The organism is Streptomyces sp. NBC_01363 (assembly GCF_026340595.1).
Classification (GTDB): Bacteria; Actinomycetota; Actinomycetes; order Streptomycetales; family Streptomycetaceae; genus Streptomyces.
This window is the reverse complement of record NZ_JAPEPF010000002.1, coordinates 245,305-265,325: the sequence shown is the minus strand read 5'-3', so window position 1 is coordinate 265,325 and position 20,021 is coordinate 245,305. Positions and strand designations below refer to the sequence as shown.

Annotated in this window: 15 protein-coding genes; 4 read left to right on the top strand and 11 right to left on the bottom strand. The window is 71.6% G+C overall.

The features are described 5' to 3' along the window. The first annotated feature begins 73 nt into the window (after window positions 1-73). The gene (locus OG611_RS29275) at window positions 74-1,216 is read left to right on the top strand and encodes a CdaR family transcriptional regulator (protein ID WP_266426924.1); all 1,143 of its coding nucleotides are present in this window, start codon (window positions 74-76) and stop codon (window positions 1,214-1,216) included. Here OG611_RS29275 and OG611_RS29270 read toward each other — a convergent pair. The 7 genes from OG611_RS29270 to OG611_RS29240 form a co-directional block, all read right to left on the bottom strand. Further along, window positions 1,213-1,806, bottom strand: coding sequence for a TetR/AcrR family transcriptional regulator (locus OG611_RS29270; protein WP_266426921.1), 594 nt, complete (start codon window positions 1,804-1,806; stop codon window positions 1,213-1,215). The two genes, OG611_RS29275 and OG611_RS29270, sit on opposite strands and share 4 nt — an antisense overlap. A gap of 78 nt (window positions 1,807-1,884) precedes the next feature. Continuing rightward, the gene (gene serA / locus OG611_RS29265) at window positions 1,885-3,477 is read right to left on the bottom strand and encodes a phosphoglycerate dehydrogenase (protein WP_266426918.1); all 1,593 of its coding nucleotides are present in this window, start codon (window positions 3,475-3,477) and stop codon (window positions 1,885-1,887) included. 273 nt (window positions 3,478-3,750) lie between these two features. Beyond that, complete coding sequence (ilvC, locus tag OG611_RS29260; RefSeq protein ID WP_266426916.1) at window positions 3,751-4,752, bottom strand: ketol-acid reductoisomerase; 1,002 nt, start codon at window positions 4,750-4,752, stop codon at window positions 3,751-3,753. A 101-nt stretch (window positions 4,753-4,853) separates the two neighbouring features. Next, complete coding sequence (gene ilvN / locus OG611_RS29255) at window positions 4,854-5,381, bottom strand: acetolactate synthase small subunit (protein ID WP_266426914.1); 528 nt, start codon at window positions 5,379-5,381, stop codon at window positions 4,854-4,856. Between the two features lie 21 nt (window positions 5,382-5,402). Beyond that, window positions 5,403-7,274 (bottom strand): acetolactate synthase large subunit, encoded by a 1,872-nt coding sequence (locus tag OG611_RS29250; protein WP_266426911.1) that lies wholly within the window; start codon window positions 7,272-7,274, stop codon window positions 5,403-5,405. Between the two features lie 216 nt (window positions 7,275-7,490). Then, window positions 7,491-10,325, bottom strand: a complete 2,835-nt coding sequence (locus tag OG611_RS29245; RefSeq protein ID WP_266426908.1) for a bifunctional diguanylate cyclase/phosphodiesterase — start codon at window positions 10,323-10,325, stop codon at window positions 7,491-7,493. Between the two features lie 275 nt (window positions 10,326-10,600). Beyond that, window positions 10,601-11,569, bottom strand: coding sequence for a 2-hydroxyacid dehydrogenase (locus OG611_RS29240; protein ID WP_266426906.1), 969 nt, complete (start codon window positions 11,567-11,569; stop codon window positions 10,601-10,603). Window positions 11,570-11,737: 168 nt separating this feature from the next. Here OG611_RS29240 and OG611_RS29235 point away from each other — a divergent pair, with 168 nt between their 5' ends. The 3 genes from OG611_RS29235 to OG611_RS29225 all read left to right on the top strand — a co-directional run bounded on the left by OG611_RS29235 (window position 11,738) and on the right by OG611_RS29225 (window position 14,334). Further along, window positions 11,738-12,694, top strand: a complete 957-nt coding sequence (locus tag OG611_RS29235; RefSeq protein ID WP_266431295.1) for an aldo/keto reductase — start codon at window positions 11,738-11,740, stop codon at window positions 12,692-12,694. Between the two features lie 190 nt (window positions 12,695-12,884). Continuing rightward, window positions 12,885-14,045 (top strand): sorbosone dehydrogenase family protein, encoded by a 1,161-nt coding sequence (locus OG611_RS29230; RefSeq protein ID WP_266426903.1) that lies wholly within the window; start codon window positions 12,885-12,887, stop codon window positions 14,043-14,045. A gap of 31 nt (window positions 14,046-14,076) precedes the next feature. Continuing rightward, complete coding sequence (locus OG611_RS29225) at window positions 14,077-14,334, top strand: DUF6191 domain-containing protein (RefSeq protein ID WP_266431293.1); 258 nt, start codon at window positions 14,077-14,079, stop codon at window positions 14,332-14,334. Window positions 14,335-14,368: 34 nt separating this feature from the next. On the opposite strand, the gene OG611_RS29220 is transcribed toward OG611_RS29225, so the two are convergent. The 4 genes from OG611_RS29220 to OG611_RS29205 all read right to left on the bottom strand — a co-directional run bounded on the left by OG611_RS29220 (window position 14,369) and on the right by OG611_RS29205 (window position 20,010). After that, window positions 14,369-17,548, bottom strand: a complete 3,180-nt coding sequence (locus OG611_RS29220) for a helix-turn-helix transcriptional regulator (protein ID WP_266426900.1) — start codon at window positions 17,546-17,548, stop codon at window positions 14,369-14,371. Between the two features lie 149 nt (window positions 17,549-17,697). Beyond that, on the bottom strand, window positions 17,698-17,883 hold the full coding sequence (locus tag OG611_RS29215; RefSeq protein WP_266426898.1) for a hypothetical protein: 186 nt from the start codon (window positions 17,881-17,883) through the stop codon (window positions 17,698-17,700). A gap of 267 nt (window positions 17,884-18,150) precedes the next feature. Beyond that, on the bottom strand, window positions 18,151-18,783 hold the full coding sequence (locus OG611_RS29210) for a hypothetical protein (protein ID WP_266426895.1): 633 nt from the start codon (window positions 18,781-18,783) through the stop codon (window positions 18,151-18,153). A 135-nt stretch (window positions 18,784-18,918) separates the two neighbouring features. After that, window positions 18,919-20,010: an alpha/beta hydrolase family protein gene (locus OG611_RS29205; RefSeq protein WP_266426893.1), complete on the bottom strand. Its 1,092-nt coding sequence runs from the start codon at window positions 20,008-20,010 to the stop codon at window positions 18,919-18,921. Window positions 20,011-20,021: the final 11 nt, after the last annotated feature.

Here is a 20,021-nt window from a genome sequence, read left to right as displayed (position 1 = left end):
TGCCATCGACAGCTGTCACGCATCCGTTCCCCGGTTCTCAGACATATGTCTGAAGGGGTGCGAGAATGGCCGGGTGAAGGGCGATTACCAGGAGCTGGTCGACGAGATCTCCGGGCTGCTCGGCGCCCCCGCGACGCTGGAGAACCGGGACTTCGGCCTGGTCGCCTTCGGCGCCCATGACAGCGACGACGACACCGCGATGGACCCGGTCCGCACCCGCTCGATCCTGACCCGCCGCTCCACACCCGCCGTCCGCGCCTGGTTCGAGGGCTTCGGCATCACCCGCGCCACCGGCCCGGTCCGCATTCCGGCGGCCCCGGAGGCCGGGGTCTTCCGGGGCCGGATCTGTCTGCCGGTACACCATCGGGGGGCCGTGCTGGGTTACGTCTGGCTGCTCGACGCGGACCCCGGGCCGACCGACGAACAGCTGAAGGCGGCGATGGAGGTGGCGGCCCGGATCGGGGCGCTGCTCTCCGAGGAGGCGCGGGCGGGCACCGACCTGTCCCGGGAGTTCGGTGCGGTCCTGACCGCCGGGCGGGGCTGGCAGCACGACATGGCGGTGGCCGCGCTGGACGAGGCGCTGGGGCCGGACGCGAAGGGGCTGCATACGCTGGTGTGCGTGACCCCGTGGCCGGACGATCCGCCGTCGGTCCGTACGGTGCCGTCGACGGCGGCGCTCGCCCCGGTCCCCGTGACCGGGGGGCTTCCCGCCCTGGCCGCGCTGGTCCGGCTGCGCTCCACCGATGTGCTCGACCCGGCGCTCCTGGCCGCGGACCGGCTGCGTGCCGCCGCGGGCCGGGGCACCACCGCCGGGATCGCGGTGCCCCGCCGGGGACTGCCGGACCTGGCCGCGGCCTGGCACGAGGCGGTGGCCGCCGCCCGCGCGGCGACGGCCGAGTCACGGTTCGGCCCGGTCGTCGAGTGGTCGGCGATCGGGCCGTACCGGCTGCTGACCGCGCTCCCCACGGAGGCGTCCGCCGACCCCGTGGTCCGCACCCTGCTCACCCCGCCGCACAAGGATCTGGCCCGCACCGCCGAGGTGTTCCTCGACTGCGCGGGCCAGGCGTCCCGGACGGCCGCCGCACTCGGCGTCCACCGCCAGACGCTCTACTACCGGCTCTCCCGGATCCAGCAGCTCACCGGCCTCGATCTGAACGACGGCGAGGACCGGCTGCTGCTGCACATGGCACTCAAAAGCGCACGGCTCGGGGGCTAGGGCGTGTCCGCCCGGCCCTCCAGCATCACTTTCAGACCGTCCGTCAAGTCCTGTGCGGACGGGGCGGATTCACCGTCCATCATCCACTGGACCATCACGCCCGCGAGCAGCGCCTGACAGAACAGCCCGGCCACCCGCGCCTTCTCCGGGTCCTTCTCCGGGTCGATGCCGAGCATGTTCTCGGCGAGCCCGTCGCGCCCTTCGCGCTGCGGGCCCATCAGGGCCTTCCGCAGCTCCGGGTCCTTGTCGATCCGGGAGACGACCTCCATCTGGAGCTGCCAGACGGACCGGGTCTCCGGGTAGCTGTCGATCACCCGCTGCCAGGTGTCACGGAACTGGTCGAGCGGCGACCGGGGCACTTCGCCGGCGTCCGCGCCCTCGTCCGGCTTCTCGGTGAGTACATCGCCCCACTCCTCCGTCACCTTGAGGAAGGCGAGGTTGAGCAGGGCCTCCTTGGAGCCGTAGTGGTAGCCGATGGAGGCGAGGTTCGTACCGGAGGCGGCCACGATGTCACGTGCCGTCGTCCGGGCGTACCCCTTCTCCAGCAGGCAGCGCTTGGCGCCTTCGAGCAGATCCTCACGGTGTCCCATGACAGCAGCGTACCCGGCATGCAGACGCCTGTGTAAGACGCGCGTCTAGATGCCGGGTACGTGGAAACGCCGCGACCGTCAGTCGGTCAGGTTCACCGTGCGGGCCGAGGCGGCACCGATCTCCGAGGAGATCTCGGCGAGCACCGAGGCCGGGACGTCGTCGTCGACGGTGAGCACGACCAGCGCCTCGCCGCCCGCGTCCGTCCGCGAGACCTGCATGCCCGCGATGTTCAGGCCGGCCTCGCCGAGGATCCGGCCGACCGTGCCGACGACACCGGGACGGTCGTCGTAACGCAGCACCACCATGTGGTCGGCCAGCGCCAGGTCCACGTCGTACTCGCCGACGGCGACGATCTTCTGGAGGTTCTTGGGCCCGGCCAGCGTGCCGGAGACCGAGACCTCCTCACCGCCCGAGAGCGTGCCGCGGACGGTGACCACATTGCGGTGGTCCGGCGACTCGGAGCTGGTGGTGAGGCGGACCTCGACACCGCGCTCCTGCGCGAAGAGCGGGGCGTTGACGTAGGACACCGTCTCGTCGACGACGTCCTCGAAGACGCCCTTGAGCGCGGAGAGTTCGAGCACCTTGACGTCGTGCTGGGTGATCTCGCCGTACACCTCGACATCGAGGCGGACCGCGACCTCGCCCGCGAGCGCGGTGAAGATCCGGCCGAGCTTCTCGGCGAGCGGCAGACCGGGGCGCACGTCCTCGGCGATCACGCCGCCCTGGACGTTGACCGCGTCCGGCACGAGCTCACCGGCGAGGGCCAGACGCACGGACTTGGCGACCGCGATGCCCGCCTTCTCCTGGGCCTCGTCGGTGGAGGCGCCGAGGTGCGGGGTGCAGACGACCTGGTCGAACTCGAAGAGCGGGGAGTCCGTGCAGGGCTCCTTCGCGTACACGTCGAGGCCGGCGCCGGCGACGCGGCCCTCCTTGAGGGCGGAGGCGAGTGCCGCCTCGTCGACGATGCCGCCGCGCGCGGCGTTGACGATGCGGACCGAGGGCTTCACCTTGTGCAGCGCCTCGTCACCGATCAGGCCGAGCGTCTCGGGGGTCTTGGGCAGGTGCACGGTGATGAAGTCGGCGACCTCCAGCAGCTCGTCCAGCGTGAGGAGCTTGACGCCCATCTGCGCGGCACGCGCGGGCTGCACATAGGGGTCGTACGCGACGATCTTCATGCCGAAGGCGGACATGCGCTGCGCGACCAGGACGCCGATGCGGCCGAGGCCGACGACACCGAGGGTCTTCTCGCTGAGCTCGACGCCGGTGTACTTGGAGCGCTTCCACTCGCCGTTCTTGAGGGCGGTGTTGGCCTGCGGGATGTTGCGCGCGGTGGCGACCAGCAGACCGCAGGCCAGCTCGGCGGCGGTGACGATGTTGGAGGTCGGCGCGTTGACGACCATCACGCCGGCCTTGGTGGCGGCGGAGACGTCGACGTTGTCCAGACCGACGCCCGCGCGGGCGACGACCTTCAGCTTCTTCGCGGCGGCGATGGCCTCGGCGTCGACCTTGGTGGCGGAGCGCACCAGGATGGCGTCGACGTCGGCGATCGCGGGGAGGAGCTCGGCGCGGTCCGCGCCGTTGCAGTGCCGGATGTCGAAATCCGGGCCCAGCGCGTCCACCGTGGCGGGCGACAGCTCTTCAGCGATGAGTACGACAGGTTTCGAGCTCACGTGAGTCCTCACAGGTCCAGTGCGGACGGCCGTCCCGACGGCCGCAGGCGGTGGAGGGGCTTGCCGCGTGGAAGACGCACGACACTGTGGGCCTGACGCGTGTATGTGTGGAGAAGTGTAGTCATGCGCCGGGACGCATACTGCGCCCCGTTGGAAGGATCACCCACACGGGGGTGGACGACTTGTACACACGTACGACGCCGCCTCTTCCAGCGGTGAAGCGGGGAAACGCCCCGGGGACGGATCCGTGGACCCGCCCCCGGGGCGTCGGTGTTACGCGTCCTCGTCGTTGACCCAGCTCATGAGCTTGCGCAGCTCGCGGCCGGTGGTCTCCAGGAGGTGGTCGCTGTCGGCCTTCTTGTACTCGTTGTACTTGGGCAGACCGTTGTGGTACTCGGCCATCCAGTTCTTGGCGAAGGTGCCGTCCTGGATCTCCGCGAGGACCTTCTTCATCTCGGCCTTGGTGGCGTCGGTGATGATCCGCGGGCCGGTGACGTAGTCGCCCCATTCCGCGGTCTCCGAGATGGACCAGCGCATCTTCTCCAGGCCGCCCTCGTACATGAGGTCCACGATGAGCTTCAGCTCGTGCAGGCACTCGAAGTACGCGATCTCCGGCTGGTAACCGGCCTCGGTCAGGGTCTCGAAACCGGCCTTGACCAGGGCGGCGGTGCCACCGCAGAGAACGGCCTGCTCACCGAACAGGTCGGTCTCGGTCTCCTCGGTGAAGGTCGTCCTGATGACGCCGGCGCGGGTGCCGCCGATGCCCTTCGCGTACGACAGGGCGAGCGCCAGGCCGTTGCCCGAGGGGTCCTGCTCGACGGCCACGATGCACGGAACGCCGCGGCCCTCCTCGTACTGACGACGGACCAGGTGACCCGGGCCCTTCGGCGCGACCATGCAGACATCCACATTGGCCGGCGGCTTGATGAAGTCGAAGCGGATGTTCAGGCCGTGGCCGAAGAACAGCGCGTCGCCGTCCTTGAGGTTGTCCTTGATGGACTCCTCGTAGACCTGGGCCTGGATCGGGTCCGGGACCAGGATCATGATGACGTCGGCCTCGGCGGCGGCCTCGGCCGGGGTCACCACGCGCAGGCCCTGCTCCTCGGCCTTGGCCTTGGACTTGGAGCCCTCGTGCAGACCGACCCGGACGTCGACACCCGAGTCGCGCAGCGACAGCGCGTGGGCGTGGCCCTGGCTGCCGTAGCCGATGACCGCGACCTTGCGGCCCTGGATGATGGACAGGTCGGCATCGTCGTCGTAGAACAGCTCGGCCACTGGGTCTCTCCTTGGTGTGCAGGTGTTGCGTCCCACCGTACGGCGGGGTGCGTCAGATACGTTTTCGGGTCTCGCCATACGAGCGGCGAGAGGGGTGGCGGCTAGGCCGTACGGTCGAGGGCGCGCAACGACCGGTCGGTGATCGAGCGCGCGCCGCGCCCTATGGCGATGGTGCCGGACTGGACGAGCTCCTTGATGCCGTACTGCTCCAGCATCTTGAGCATGGCCTCCAGCTTGTCGGCGCCGCCGGTCGCCTCGATCGTGACGGCCTCCGGGGAGACGTCCACGGTCTTGGCGCGGAACAGCTTGACGATCTCGACGATCTGGGAGCGGGTCTCGTTGTCGGCGCGGACCTTCACCAGGACGAGTTCGCGCTGGATCGCAGCGGAGTGCTCGAGTTCGACGATCTTCAGGACGTTGACCAGCTTGTTGAGCTGCTTGGTCACCTGCTCCAGGGGCAGCTCCTCGACACTCACCACGATGGTGATGCGGGAGATGTCGGGATGTTCGGTGGTACCGACCGCGAGCGAGTCGATGTTGAAGCCGCGGCGGGAGAACAGGGCGGTGATCCGGGCGAGGACACCGGGCTTGTTCTCGACCAGGACGGAGAGCGTGTGCTTGGTGGACATGAGTCGGTCTCTCTCTGTCTCTCAGTCGTCTTCGTTGTCGCCGAAGTCGGGACGGACCCCGCGGGCGGCCATGACCTCGTCGTTGGAGGTGCCTGCGGCGACCATCGGCCACACCATGGCGTCCTCGTGGACGATGAAGTCCACCACGACGGGGCGGTCGTTGATGGAGTTGGCCTCTTCGATGACCTTGTCCAGGTCGGCCGGGTCCTCGCAGCGGATCGCGTAGCAGCCCATGGCCTCGGACAGCTTGACGAAGTCCGGGACGCGGGTGCCCTTCGCCGGGACTCCCTCGGTGTCCGCGCCGGAGTGCAGCACGGTGTTGGAGTACCGCTGGTTGTAGAACAGGGTCTGCCACTGGCGGACCATCCCGAGCGCGCCGTTGTTGATGATCGCGACCTTGATCGGGATGTTGTTGAGCGCGCAGGTGGTGAGTTCCTGGTTGGTCATCTGGAAGCAGCCGTCGCCGTCGATCGCCCAGACGGTACGGTCCGGCATGCCGGCCTTGGCGCCCATCGCGGCCGGGACCGCGTACCCCATCGTTCCGGCGCCGCCGGAGTTCAGCCAGGTGGCGGGCTGCTCGTACTGGATGAAGTGCGAGGCCCACATCTGGTGCTGGCCGACGCCCGCCGCGAAGATCGTGCCCTCGGGGGCGAGCTGTCCGATGCGCTGGATGACCTGCTGCGGCGAGAGGCTGCCGTCCTCGGGCAGGTCGTAGCCGAGCGGGTAGGTGTCGCGCCAGCGGTTGAGGTCCTTCCACCAGGCTGAATATCCCGTTCGGGCGGCCTCGCCGACCTGGCCCTCGGTGTGCTCGGCCTGGACGGCCTGGACCAGGTCGGCCAGGACCTCGCGGGCGTCCCCGACGATCGGGACGTCGGCGGCACGGTTCTTGCCGATCTCGGCGGGGTCGATGTCGGCGTGGACGATCTTGGCGTACGGGGCGAAGCTGTCCAGCTTGCCGGTGACGCGGTCGTCGAAGCGGGCTCCGAGGGCGACGATCAGGTCGGCCTTCTGCAGCGCGGTGACGGCGGTGACCGCACCGTGCATGCCCGGCATTCCGACGTGCAGCGGGTGGCTGTCGGGGAATGCGCCGAGCGCCATCAGCGTGGTGGTGACGGGCGCTCCGGTGAGCTCTGCGAGGACCTTCAGTTCGGCGGTGGCCCCCGCCTTGATGACGCCGCCGCCGACGTACAGCACCGGCCGCTTGGCCTGGGTGATCAGCCTGGCGGCTTCGCGGATCTGCTTGGCGTGCGGCTTGGTGACCGGGCGGTAGCCGGGCAGGTCCAGGGTCGGCGGCCAGCTGAACGTGGTCTGCGCCTGGAGGGCGTCCTTGGCGATGTCGACGAGGACCGGTCCCGGACGGCCGGTGGAGGCGATGTGGAAGGCCTCGGCGATCGTGTGCGGGATGTCCTCGGCCTTGGTGACCAGGAAGTTGTGCTTGGTGACCGGCATGGTGATGCCGCAGATGTCGGCTTCCTGGAAGGCGTCCGTACCGATCGCCTTGGAGGCGACCTGGCCGGTGATCGCGACCAGCGGGACGGAGTCCATGTGGGCGTCGGCGATCGGGGTGACCAGGTTGGTGGCGCCGGGGCCCGAGGTCGCCATGCAGACGCCGACCCTGCCGGTGGCCTGCGCGTAGCCGGTGGCCGCGTGCCCGGCGCCCTGCTCGTGGCGGACCAGCACGTGGCGGACCCGGGTGGAGTCCATCATCGGGTCGTACGCCGGAAGGATGGCGCCGCCGGGAATGCCGAATACCGTGTCGGCCCCCACCTCCTCGAGGGAGCGGATGAGGGACTGCGCACCCGTGACGTGCTCAACGGTGGCGGCGTTCGATCCGCCGTTACGGGCCCGCGGCTGGGGATGGTGGGCCCCGGTGGCCTGCTCGGTCATCGGCATTCTCTTCTCGAAGCTGAGGGTTTCTGCGGGTGTTTTGCAACAGTTTGCGTGGTGCCGGTGCAACAAAAAACCCCTCGTGCCGTGAGGCAAGCGAGGGGAGCGCGTCGGTGCGGTCTGCAGAGTGCCTGGGAGGACTCTGCTTCAGCCGACGCGCTTTCCAAGTACGAGAATTCGGGTGCGCATGGCAATGACCCTCTCTCCGACGCACTCGACGTGTCAAGTGGGTGGGATGGGCGTCTCAACATGTGAGCCACTGAGGAGGGGGATCGAGCCACCGGTCAGAACCGGCTGAGCCATGGCGTTGCCGGGCACCGGGAACTCGCCGCGGTCCAGGGCGCGGCGCAGCCGGTACTCGTCGAGCGGCCCGGAGAAGGCCATTCCCTGGCCGTGCGTGCAGCCCATGGCGCGCAGTGCGAGGACCTGCTCCGGTACGTCGACGCCGTCGGCCACGGACTGCATGCCGAGGTCGCAGGCGATCCGCAGCAGGCCGCTGGTGATCTTATGCAGCCGGGCAGACTCCACCACGCCCTCGACCAGACCGCGGTCCAGCTTGAGTACGTCGATGGGGAGCCGGCGCAGGGCGTTGATCGCGGCGTAGCCGCTGCCGAAGCCGTCGAGCGCGATGCGGACACCGATGCGGCGCAGGGCCACGAGACGCTGCTCCAGTTCGTCGAAGGAGATCCGGGGGTCACTGTCGGCGACCTCGATCATCAGCGCCCCGGAGGGCAGGCTGTGCCGGGTCAGCAGCGCCTCGACGGAGCCGAACGGCATCCCCTTGTCGAGGAGCCGGCGGGCGGAGAGGCGCACGGAGACGGAGACCGGGTGTCCGGCCCTGGCCCGGTCGGCGGCCTGCTCGACGGCCTCTTCGAGGAGCCAGCGGCCCAGCTCGGCGGTGCGGTCGCTGTCCTCGGCGACGCGGAGGAACTCGGCCGGGGTGAACAGGATGCCCTGGGCCGAGCGCCAGCGGGCCTGGGCGGCGACGGCGGCGACCGCGCCGCTGGCGAGATGCACGACGGGCTGGTGGAGCAGGGCGAACTCGCCGTCGCGCAGGGCGGTGCGCAGCCGGGTCGCCAGCTCGGAGCGGCGCACCACATCGGCCTGCATCTGCGGGGCGTACAGCTCGACGCGGTCCTTGCCGCCCGCCTTGGCGCGGTACATGGCGAGGTCGGCGTTGCGCATGAGGTCGCTGGGGGTGATGCCGGGCTCGGCGAAGGCGACCCCGATGGACGCGGCGACCCGGACCTCGCCGCCACCGATCCGGTACGGCTGGGAGAGGGTGAGGCGCAGCCGGTCGGCGATCTCGTGCACCTGGCACTCCCGGGCGGGTTGGTCGCGGGTGCCGTCGCCGAGGATGATCGCCGCGAATTCGTCGCCGCCGAGGCGGGCCGCGGTGTCGCCCGCCCGGACGGATTCGTGGAGGCGGCGGGCGGCCTGGACGAGGAGCTCGTCGCCCGCCTGGTGGCCGAGGCGGTCGTTGACCGCCTTGAAGCCGTCGAGGTCGATGAAGAGCACGGCGGTGCCGGAGTCGCCGGAGCGGCGGCCACCGAGGGCCTGGCGGACCCGCTTGGTGAACAGGGCCCGGTTGGGCAGGTCGGTGAGCGGGTCGTGCTCGGCGTTGTGCTGCAACTGGGCCTGCAGCCGGACCCGTTCGGTCACATCGCGGCTGTTGAGGATCAGCCCGCCCTGATGGCGGTTGACCGTGGATTCGACATTGAGCCAGTCGCCCGTACCGGACCTGAAGCGGCACTCGATCCGGGTGGTGGGCTCCTCGCTCGGCGGGGCGGCGAGAAACCGGCGCACCTCATGGACCACCCGCCCCAGGTCCTCGGGATGGATGATCGAGGCGAGCTCGGCGCCCACCAGGTCGTCGGCCTCGCGCCCGTAGACCCCGGCCGCGGCGGGGCTGACGTAGCGCAGCACACCGGTGGGGGCGGCGATCATGATCACGTCGCTGGAGCCCTGCACCAGGGAGCGGAAGTGATTCTCCTTCTGCGCCAGTTCCTGGGTGAGGGCGATGTTGTCGACGAGCATGATGCCCTGCCGGACGACCAGGGCGAGCACCACCGTGCAGCCGGTGAAGATCACGACGCGGTCCACCCGGCGGCCCTCGATGGCGCTGTAGAGAATGCCGAGGGTGCAGACGGCGGCGGCGAGATAGGGCGTCAGCGCGGCCAGCGATCCCGCGATGGGACGGCTGGTGGGATGCGCGCCGCGCGGCGGGAAAGCGTTGTCCGCGGCCCTGTTCGCGCCCCAGGGGGCGTACGCGAGGAGCAGCGAGCCGGCGAACCAGCCCGCGTCCAGCATCTGGCCGGAGTGGTAGGTCTGGCGCAGCAGCGGTGAGGTGAACAGGGCGTCGGACAGGACCGTCAGGGCGAGCGCGGCGACGGCGGTGTTCACCGCGGAGCGGTTGACGTTCGACCGCCGGAAGTGCAGGGCCAGCACCATGGAGACCAGCACGATGTCGAGCAGCGGATAGGCCAGCGCGAGCGCCGCGCGGGCCACGCTCACGCCCTCGGCGTCCACCAGATGCGCGGTGTGGGCGAGGGCGAGGCTCCAGGAGAGCGTGAGGAGCGATCCGCCGATCAGCCAGGAGTCCAGCGCGAGGCAGAGCCAGCCGGCCCTGGTGACGGGGCGCTTGGCGAGGACCAGCAGCCCGACGATGGCGGGCGGTGCGAAGCAGAGGAAGAAGACGTCGGCCAGGGAGGGGGTGGGCACCGGGAGCCCGAGCACGACCTCGTACCAGCCCCAGACCCCGTTGCCCGCGGAGGCCATGAACGAGGAGAGCGAGAACAGCAACCAGGCGGGCCGGAACCGGCTGCTGCCGGCCCGCGCATAGCGGTAGCAGGAGACGGCGGCGATCAGCGCCGCCGCACTGAGACCGAAATCCCCCATGACGAGCGCCAGTTGCGGCGAGCCCCAGCCGAAGGCCGCCCCCGCGGCATAACCGGCCCAGACGATGCCGAGAAGGATCTGCCAGACCAGCGCGGACGTGCCGCCCACGGCCGTCCTCCGGGAGAGGAGCGCCCCGAGCGCGTCGGCCGGCGCGCTCACCGGGGCGCCCCCGGTGTCGTCGGGTGCGCTCGCACCCGGCGTCCCGCCGGTCCCCGTCGGCTGTCCGGTGGTGTCGGATCATGCGCCCATCGGCCGTACATCGCCCGTCGCCCCCTCGCGTGTCGCGTCCTCCCCGGCGCCTTCCCTTCCACGGCGCAGCGCCCCTTTCGGGACGATACACCAGACTCGTCACGCAGGGACATAGTTCCTCTACTCTCCGTGACGATCTGGGAGTTGTCCGGAACGGTGTGCGACCGAGGGCCTCCGCAGCGTGGTCAGCCGATGGTGCGTACCACGTTCCGCACCGGCTCTCCCGCGGCGAACCGGCTCAGCTGTGCGGCCAGCAGACGCTTGGCGCGCGGCAGGAAGGCCGACGTGCTGCCGCCCACGTGAGGAGTGATCAGGACGTTCGGGGCATGCCAGAGCGGGTGGCCGGCGGGCAGCGGTTCCGGGTCGGTGACGTCGAGGGCGGCCCGCAGTCGGCCGGACTCGAGTTCGCGCAGCAGCGCGCCGGTGTCGACGACGCCGCCCCGCGCCACGTTCACGAGCAGCGACCCGTCCGGCATCGCGGCGAGGAACTCCGCGCCGACCAACCCCTGTGTGGACGGATTCAGCGGGGTGGACAGCACGACGACATCGGCCTCGGGCAGGAGCGCCGGCAGGTCGTCGAGCGTGTGTACGGGGCCGCGTGCGGTGCTCCGCGCGGAGCGCGCGACGCGCGCCACCCGGGCGCACTCGAAGGGTGCGAGCCGGTCCTCGATGGCGGCGCCGATCGACCCGTACCCCACGATCAGCACGGACTTGTCGGCGAGCGCGGGGTAGAAGCCGGACCGCCACTCCTCCTTGTCCTGGCCGTGGACGAATCCGGGAACGCCGCGCAGGGAGGAGAGGATCAGGGTGAGGGCGAGCTCCGCGGTGGACGCCTCGTGGACCCCCTTGGCATTGCAGACCAGCACCCCGTCCGGCAGCAGACCGAGTCCGGGCTCGACGTGGTCGATGCCCGCGGTGAGTGTCTGCACGACCTGGACGGCCGCCATGCCGCCGAGCGGACGTACGGAGACCTCGGCGCCCTTCATGTACGGCACGGCGTAGAAGGCGCAGTCGGCGGGATCGGCGGGGTAGTCCGGTTCGCCGTCCCAGAGCCGGTAGTTGAGCCCCTCGGGGAGCCCTTCGATCTCGTCGGCCGGGAACGGCAGCCATACGTCGGGCGTCTTCGTCACGTCGGGAGTGCTGGTCGAAGTCATGGTCAGGAGGCTAATCGGCGGAGGCCGTGCGAGGCCGGGCGGGCGGCAGAGGTTACTTTGGGGTGCGGTGCGGTCCCGTGACGGCGGGGCATGGGCCCGGTTCGACGGCGGGGCCTGGGGAGGGTCGGGGAGTTGGAGCGCAGGAGTCTCGGTGCGGCGGCGCTCGCCGTGGGGGCGGTCGGTCTCGGCTGCATGCCGATGAGCTGGGCGTACAGCGCGTCGCAGCAGCGCGGTGACCGTGCGTTGCGCACGGTGCACGCCGCGCTCGACGCGGGCGTCCAACTGCTCGACACGGCCGATATGTACGGCCCGTTCACCAATGAGCTGCTGGTGGGGCGGGCGCTGAAGGGCCGCAGGTCGGACGCGTTCGTCTCCACCAAGTGCGGACTGCTGGTGGGCGATCAGCACATCGTGGCCAATGGCCGCCCCGGCTATGTGCGGCGGGCCTGCGACGCCTCGTTGCGCCGGCTGCAGACCGATGTGATCGATCTGTACCAGCTGCACCGGGCCGACCCCGAGGTGCCGATCGAGGAGACCTGGGGCGCGCTGGCGGAGCTGGTGACCGCCGGAAAGGTGCGGGCGCTCGGGCTCTGCGCGATCGGGGCGCGGGCTTCGCGCCGATCGGGTTCCCGGATGTACGACGAAACGATCCGTCAGCTGGAGCGGGCGCAGCAGGTATTCCCGGTGAGCGCGGTGCAGGCGGAGCTCTCGGTCTGGTCGCCGGAGGCGCTGGAGTCGTTGCTTCCGTGGTGCTCGGCGCGAGGTGTGGGGCTGCTCGCGGCGATGCCGCTCGGGAACGGCTATCTGACGGGCACGCTGACGCCGGGACAGGGCTTCGAGCCGGAGGATCTGCGCGCCCGGCATCCCCGGTTCACGGCGGAGATGATGGCGGCGAACCAGCCGGTGGTCGTGGGGCTGCGGCGGATCGCCGAACGGCACGGGGCGACCGCCGCGCAGGTGGCGCTGGCCTGGGTGCTGCGGCAGGGGCCGCACGTGGTGCCGGTGCCGGGGACCAAGCGGGAGCAGTGGGCGGTGGAGAACGCGGGGGCGGCCGGGCTGGCCCTGACCGCGCGGGATCTGGCGGAGATCGCCGGACTGCCCGGGGCGCAGGGGTCCTGGGACTGAGATCCGCCCCGCCGGTGGACACCGGTCGGCAGAATCGGCGGGTATCGGGAACCCCGGGGCGGTACCGCGGTGTAAGAACAGTAGTCAGGTGGCCGTCGAAGGGATCGGTGCTGTGCGCGGAGTTCTGTTCGGATCTGTACGAGGCCCCGCCGGGCCCCGGGGCCCGCGTCGGGCCCTGCGCCGCGGGACGGTGGCAGCGCTGGCCGCCGGCTCGTTGGTGCTGACCGCGGGGTGTTCTTCGGACGGCGGCTCCGGCAGCACGGTGGGCGTCGGGAGCACGCCGCCGGTCTCCCGCTCCTCCCCCGCCGCCCCGGCCCCGTCCGCCTCGCCGTCCCTGCCGCCCGCGAAGGGCTCGGTGAGGGTGGTGTCGACGCTCACCGAGGGGCTGGACTCGCCCTGGGGGCTGGCGGCGCTGCCCGGCGGCGATCTGCTGGTCTCCTCCCGCGACAAGGGCACGATCACCCGGATCGACGGGAAGACCGGCAGGAAGACCCTGCTGGGCGCGGTGCCCGGGGTGTCGCCCGCGGGTGAGGGCGGACTGCTGGGGATCGCGGTCTCCCCCACGTACGGCACGGACCATCTGGTGTACGCGTACTTCACGACCGAGTCCGACAACCGCATCGCCCGGATGCAGTACGACGAGAACGGCACGACGCCCGGCCGGCTGCTGGGCGCGCCGGACACGATCCTGCGCGGCATCCCCAAGGGGTCGATCCACAACGGCGGGCGGATCGCCTTCGGCCCGGACCACATGCTGTACGCGGGCACCGGCGAGACGGGCGACGACGGCCTCGCCCAGGACAAGAAGTCGCTGGCCGGCAAGATCCTGCGGATGACCCCGGACGGGCAGCCGCTGCACGGCAATCCGGCGGCCGACTCCGTGGTGTATTCGTACGGCCACCGCAATGTGCAGGGGCTGGCCTGGGACGGGCAGCAGCAGCTGTGGGCCTCCGAATTCGGGCAGGACACCTGGGACGAGCTGAACCGGATCGTGCCGGGCGGGAACTACGGCTGGCCGGAGGCCGAGGGCAAGGCGGGGAAGAAGGGCTTCATCGATCCCGTGGCACAGTGGAAGACGTCCGAGGCGTCCCCGAGCGGGATCGCCTTCGTCAAGGGTTCGATCTGGATGGCGGGCCTGCGCGGCAAGCGGCTCTGGCGGATTCCGCTGTCCGGCGAGGCCGGCAAGGAACCTCTCGCGGCCCCGCAGTCGTTCCTGGAAGGAAAGTACGGCCGTCTGCGCACCGTGCTCGCCGCGGGCGGCGACAAGCTCTGGCTGGTCACGAGCAATACGGACACCCGTGGCACCCCGAAGCCGGGAGACGACAGGATCCTGGTGCTGGCGGTGCGGTAGCGGCTACAGCAGGTGAAGGGGCGTGCGGCCGGTGTTCAACTTCTTCGAGGAACTCTTCGCACCGGGCCGCAAGCATGCCGCCGAGGAACAGAAGCGGCTGGAGCTGACCCGGGTGGATCTCGGCGTCGGCGACCCGGGGCGCGGGCCGATAGACCTGGCCTCCGGGAAGGTGGTCATCAGGGCGTCCGGCGCGGGCGACGAAGCGAACACAAACGCGGACGCGGACGCGGACCGGGGGCCCGACCAGGAAACGGCCCCGGAGACGGACGCCCCGGGCGGTCGGTCGTGAGTGAGCGGGGCGGGCCGGATTCGGCCGGTCCCGGTCAGGTGGCGTTCCCGGCGGGGTACAGGCGGAGCCGGTGGGCGAGGGCTGCCGCCTCGCCGCGGCTGGAGACGCCGAGCTTGGCGAGGATGCTGGAGACGTGCACGCTCGCGGTCTTGGGCGATATGTAGAGCTCCTCGGCGATCCTGCGGTTGGTGTGGCCGGCGGCGACCAGCCGGTGCACATCCTGTTCGCGCCGTGTCAGCCCGAAGGACTCCACCGCGGCCGCGGCCGCCTCGCGCAGACGGTCCTCGGTGCTCTCCCGGTCCGTGGCCTCGTCGCCGGTGCCGTCCTCGGCGGGGACGGTGACGGCGGCCGGGATCTCATGTGCGGCGCCGCGGTCCTGGGCGGTGAGGGCGATGCGGGCGCGGCCGGCCAGCAGCTCGATGGTCTCGGTCAGCGGGCGCGCGCCGAGCCGCACGGTGGTGCCGTGGGCCTCGCGCAGCAGGGCGGTGACCGTGGACCGGTCGCCCGCGGCGACGAGGAGGGCCTCGGCCCAGCGGTGCTGGATCTGGGCCAGCTCGTAAGGGCGGTTCAGCGGCGCGAAGGCGGCGGCCGCGCGGGACCAGTCGCCGGGGGTGTCGAGGCCCTCGGCCCTGGCCAGCTCGGCATCGATCAGGAGACCGTGCGCGGCCCAGACGGGGACGAGCATCGGCAACCGCTTCAGGTGGCTGCGGATGGCGGCGAGAATCGCCGGCCGGCCGGGGTCGGCGGCGGGCAGGCCCCTGGCGTCGGCCTCGGCGGCGGCCGCGACGTGCAGCAGCGGCAGGGCGTACCGCTGGGTGCCGGGCGGGAAGCCCTGCTCCGACCGGGCCTCGAACTCGGCCCGTGCCTCGGCGAGCCGGCCCTGCTGCGCGGCGAGGGCCATGGCATGGCGTGCGGGGGCGATCACATGCTGGGGCTGCGGGTCACGGGATCCGAAACTGCGCCGGGTCAGGGCGAGTTGCATCTCGGCCTCGGCCAGGTCGCCCCGGGCCAGGGCCAGTTCGGTACGGCGCGAGGCCACGAGTCCCTGCGCCTTGCCGGATCTGGCGGCGCGGGCCGCCGCGTCGGTGGTGGCCCGGCTCTCGTCCCAGTGCCCCAGGGAGAACAGCGAGGTCGCCCGGTTGCAGCGGACCCAGGCCTCCATGTCGGCGATGCCGTGGCTGCGGCTGATCTCGATGCCGTGGTCCGCGGCCGCCACGGCCTCCAGGGAGCGGCCCATGGATTCGAGGGTGGAGGGGAGGTTGATGCCGGCCCGGCTCATGATGCCGACCAGGTGCAGCTCGTCGGCGCGGTCGCGGACGGCGTACATCTCGGCGATGCCCTCGTCGACGCCGCCCGCCTCGGCGGTGAGCCAGCCGCGGGTGAGCCGGGCGTGCAGCTCGATGTACTCGTCGCCGACGAGCCTGGCGTACTCCACCGCCCGGTCGGCGGCGAGCAGTGTCTCGGCACCGGGGCGGTGCAGGGCGCCCCATCCCGCCACGCTCATCAGGACGTCGGCGTGCACGGCGGACGGGGGCAGGCCCCGGACGAGCTCCTGGGCGGTGGCCAGTTCCTCGCGGCCGTCGCCGCGGGTGAGGTCCTGCATCAGCCGGGAGCGCTGCACCCAGAACCAGGCGGCGCGCAACGGGTCGTCCTCGCCCTCCAGGACCCGCATGGCCTTCTTGGCGATGGCCAGGGCGCGTTCGCGCTCCCCGCCGAACCGGGCGGCGACGGTGGCCTCGGCCATCAGGTCGAGATAGCGCAGCGGGGTGGTGTCGGGGTCGCAGCCGCAGGCCGGGTAGCCCTCGGCGTAGTCGATGGGGCGCAGGGTGCGGCGTACGTCGTCGGGGGCGTCGTCCCACAGTTCCATCGCCCGTTCCAGCAGGCGGAGTTGTTCGGAGAAGGCGTAGCGGCGGCGGGCCTCGACGGAGGCCTTCAGCACGGCGGGCAGCGCCTTGGCGGCATCGTGCGCGCCGTACCAGTAGCTGGCGAGGCGGGTGGCGCGCTCTCCGGCGCGGACGAGGGTGGGGTCGGTCTCCAGGGCCTGCGCGTAGCGCCGGTTGAGCCGGGAGCGTTCGCCGGGCAGCAGGTCGTCGCTGACGGCCTCGCGGACCAGGGAGTGCCGGAAGCGGTAGCCGTTGCCCTCCGGGGTGGTGAGCAGCAGGTTGGCGCCGACGGCCGCCCGCAGCGCCTCGATGAGTTCGTCCTCGGTCAGCCGGGCGACCGCGGCCAGCAGTCCGTACTCGACGGTGGAGCCGCCCTCTGCGACGATCCGGGCGATCCGCTGGGCGTTGTCGGGCAGCGCTTCGACGCGTACGAGCAGGAGGTCGCGCAACGAGTCGGAGAGCCGGGAGTGGTCACCGCTCTCCAGGCTGCAGGCGAGTTCCTCGACGAAGAAGGCGTTGCCGTCGGAGCGTTCGAAGATCTCGTCCACCAGGGCGGCCTCGGGGGTGGTGGCGAGGATTCCGGTGAGCTGGCGGCGGACCTCGGCGCGGTTGAAGCGGGCGAGTTCGATCCGGCGGACGGTGCGCAGCCGGTCCAGTTCGGCGAGGAGGGGGCGCAGCGGGTGGCGGCGGTGGATGTCGTCGGAGCGGTAGGTGCCGATCACCACGAGGCGGCCGTTGCGCACGGTACGGAAGAGATAGGCGAGGAGGTGGCGGGTGGAGGCGTCGGCCCAGTGCAGGTCTTCGAGGACGAGGACGACGGCGCGCCCGGCCGAGATGCGTTCCAGGAGTCGGGCGGTGAGCTCGAAGAGGCGGGCGGTGCTGTGCTCGTCGGTCGCGTCCCGGTCGGCCTCGCCGAGTTCGGGAAGCAGCCGGGCCAGCTCGCCCTCCTGCCCGGCGCAGGCCGCGGCGACCTCCTCGGGCAGGGTGCGGCGCAGGGCCCGCAGCGCGGTGGAGAACGGGGCGTAGGGCAGGCCGTCGGCGCCGACCTCGACACAGCCGCCGACGGCGACGACCGCGTCCCGGCGCACCGCCGCCGCGAGGAATTCCTCGACCAGCCGGGTCTTGCCGACCCCCGCCTCACCGCCGATGAGCAGCGCCTGCGGCTCGCCCGGGGCGCCGGCCCCGCCAGCCCCGCCGGCCCCGCCGGCCCCGCCCGATCCGTCGGCGCCCTCCGCGCAGGCGCGGGCGAGCGCATCGACGAGCGAGGCGAACTCGCCCTCGCGGCCGACGAACACGGGACTGACGGACCTGGTCTCCACGTCGCCGAGCATCGCATACGGGTCCGGCCGCGCGGGCCCCGGACCAGAACCGCCGGGCCCCGGACCACGGGCGTCGGGCGTCGGTTCAGCAGCCGTCGGTCCACCGGACATCGGACCGCCGGACATCGAACGACCGGACATCGGGCGCCGTCACCCGTCCTTCACGCGGCGTGGGCGAATCGCTTCCGGTCGGTACTCACCGGCCCCTCGGCTTCCTTGCGTCCGGAGTGCCGGGCGGCCCTGCGGGCATCCCGGCGGACGCGAACGGCCTCCCCGACGAGCCGCTCCTGCTCGGCCCGGCGGTGCAGTTCGGCCACGTGCAGCTTGTTGAGTTCGAACGCGTACATGTGCTTCTCCCGGAGGACGACGGCCCGTCGGGCCTGGACGGCCCGTTGGTGCCTGATGGGGGCGGCAGTGCTTCTGCCGTGCCCCCACTGTCGTCTCCCAGGAGGTGTCGCCACATCGGGCAGGATCCGCATCTTCGCGGGGCGGAGGGCCTTAGGGCGTCGCGGACACCGCCGCATACGGGACGGGGCCGCTCGGACGGATGTCTTAGGACGTCTTCGTAAGGTCCCGACTGTTCCGTAGCCGCCCGTGTCCGCCGGCCGTTGTGCTCAGCCCGCGGCGCCCGCGGTCGGCAGCGCCACGATGAGGTCGAAGTACATGCCGACGGAGATCAGCAGGCCGAGGACACCGAGCGCGATGCCGGCGGTCGCCACGGCGCGGACCCAGCCGGGCTGCGGGTGCGTGGAAGGTGCGCCGAAGGCCGGGCGGACCAGGGCGAAGACTCCGACCAGCAGGGCGAGCAGGGCGAAGAGTCCGTTGACCAGGGCGGTGGAGTGCCAGGCGTCGCCGTAGATCTCGGAGATCTGCTGGGCGGCGGTGCCACCGGACGAGGTCTTGATCTGGCCGATCAGGGTCTCGCGCTCGGCGGCGATCTTGCCGGTCCAGGACCCGGTGAGCGCGACGACGCCGAGACCGGCCGCGGCCACGGCGGCCGCGGCCGCGCCGAGGCCGGAGGGCTCCTTGCCGAGGTCGTCGTCGAGGCCATCCGGGTCCAGGTCGTCGTCCTCGGCCTCGGCTTCGGCCGCCGTGAGTGCTTCCCCCGCGGCCTTGTCCATGTCGTGCGAGACGTCCTCGGCCGCGGCCTTCTTGGTCACGGTCTCCTCGGCGTCGGATGCTTCTGCTGCTGCGGATGCTTCGGGATCGGCGGGAACGGTGGGGCTCGTGGGGGTCCTGGGGTTCATGTTGCGCACGCTAGGCGGCCCGTATGAGAACCCCCTTAACGTCCGCCCGACGCGTCGGCGCCATGCGTGGGCCCCGGTCCCGGCGAGCGTTCGCCCGCCGGGACCGGGGCCGTTGCCGGGCCGTTGTCGTCCGGGTCAGCCCGTCGCGTCGAAGGAGTCCTGGAGGCGGGGGACGTAGTCGGCGAGCGCGGGCGCCCAGCAGCCGTAGTTGTGGCCGCCGTCGCAGGTGGGAGCCAGCGACGACCCGTCGCCGTAGTCGACCAGGCGGCTGGGCAGACCGAGCTGGTCCAGGCGGGTCTTGACGTTCTTCGCGGCGATCTGGGTGAAGTGGTCGATCAGGCCCTGGTCACCGGTGTAGAGCGTGACCTCGGCAGCGGCGAGCTTCGCCAGGTTGGCCGTGGCGGCGGGGTCGACCGCCTTCCAGATCCGGTCCGCGTTCAGGACCGGGTACGGGGAGCCGAAGATCGCGTCGCTGTCGACCGTGGGCCCGTAACCGGTGCACTGGCCGGTCCCGGACGGGGTGGAGGTGCTCACGGCGCACCAGGCGCCCGTGACGTTGAGTTCCGTGGCCAGGACCGCCGCGCGGACCTCCGCCATGCCGAAGTCGATGCCGCCGGACAGGGAGGCGACGTGGCCGAAGAGATCGGGCCGGGCCTCGCCGTAGTGCAGGGCGCCGAACCCGCCCATCGACAGCCCGACGACGGCCCGGTGGCGTTTGTCGGCAATGGTGCGCAGATTGGCGTCGATGAACGGGACGACCTGGTCGAGGTGGAAGGTCTCCCAGTTCGCGGCGCCCTCGGCGGTGTTCTGCATGAGCCAGTCGGCGTACCAGCTCTTCAGGCCGCCGTCCGGCACGACGGTGATCATCGAGTCCGAACGCAGCGCCGGGGCGGCCGCGGCATCGTCCACGGTTCCGCCGCCGCCGTGCAGGAAGTACGCCACCGGCCACCGCTTGTCCGGGTCGGCCCGGTAGCCGCTGGGGAGGAAGATGCGGATCTTGTGCGGGCCGGATACCTGACGGGTGGTCACGGTGATCGTGAAGTCGGTGTCGGAGCGCACCTCGGTGCCACCGGCGACCTGGGTCAGGCCGAACCCGTCGGACAGCACCGGAGGGGCGGCGCCCCCGGCGTGTGCGGGTGGGGTCGCGAGCAGCGCGGTCACGGTCAGCGCGGCGGCGGCGACAGCCGTCCTCGTCCGCGCTCGCCAGGTGGTCAGCGGTGTTCTCATCAAGTGTCCTC

What these genes read in the sequence shown, in the direction of transcription:
- OG611_RS29270 (WP_266426921.1), bottom strand. Translation starts at nt 1,806, where the DNA reads ATGGGACACCGTGAGGATCTGCTCGAAGGCGCCAAGCGCTGCCTGCTG.
- ilvN (WP_266426914.1), bottom strand. Translation starts at nt 5,381, where the DNA reads ATGTCCACCAAGCACACGCTCTCCGTCCTGGTCGAGAACAAGCCCGGT.
- OG611_RS29250 (WP_266426911.1), bottom strand. Translation starts at nt 7,274, where the DNA reads ATGCCGATGACCGAGCAGGCCACCGGGGCCCACCATCCCCAGCCGCGG.
- OG611_RS29240 (WP_266426906.1), bottom strand. Translation starts at nt 11,569, where the DNA reads ATGACTTCGACCAGCACTCCCGACGTGACGAAGACGCCCGACGTATGG.
- OG611_RS29205 (WP_266426893.1), bottom strand. Translation starts at nt 20,010, where the DNA reads ATGAGAACACCGCTGACCACCTGGCGAGCGCGGACGAGGACGGCTGTC.
- OG611_RS29210 (WP_266426895.1), bottom strand. Translation starts at nt 18,783, where the DNA reads ATGAACCCCAGGACCCCCACGAGCCCCACCGTTCCCGCCGATCCCGAA.
- OG611_RS29215 (WP_266426898.1), bottom strand. Translation starts at nt 17,883, where the DNA reads ATGTACGCGTTCGAACTCAACAAGCTGCACGTGGCCGAACTGCACCGC.
- OG611_RS29220 (WP_266426900.1), bottom strand. Translation starts at nt 17,548, where the DNA reads ATGCTCGGCGACGTGGAGACCAGGTCCGTCAGTCCCGTGTTCGTCGGC.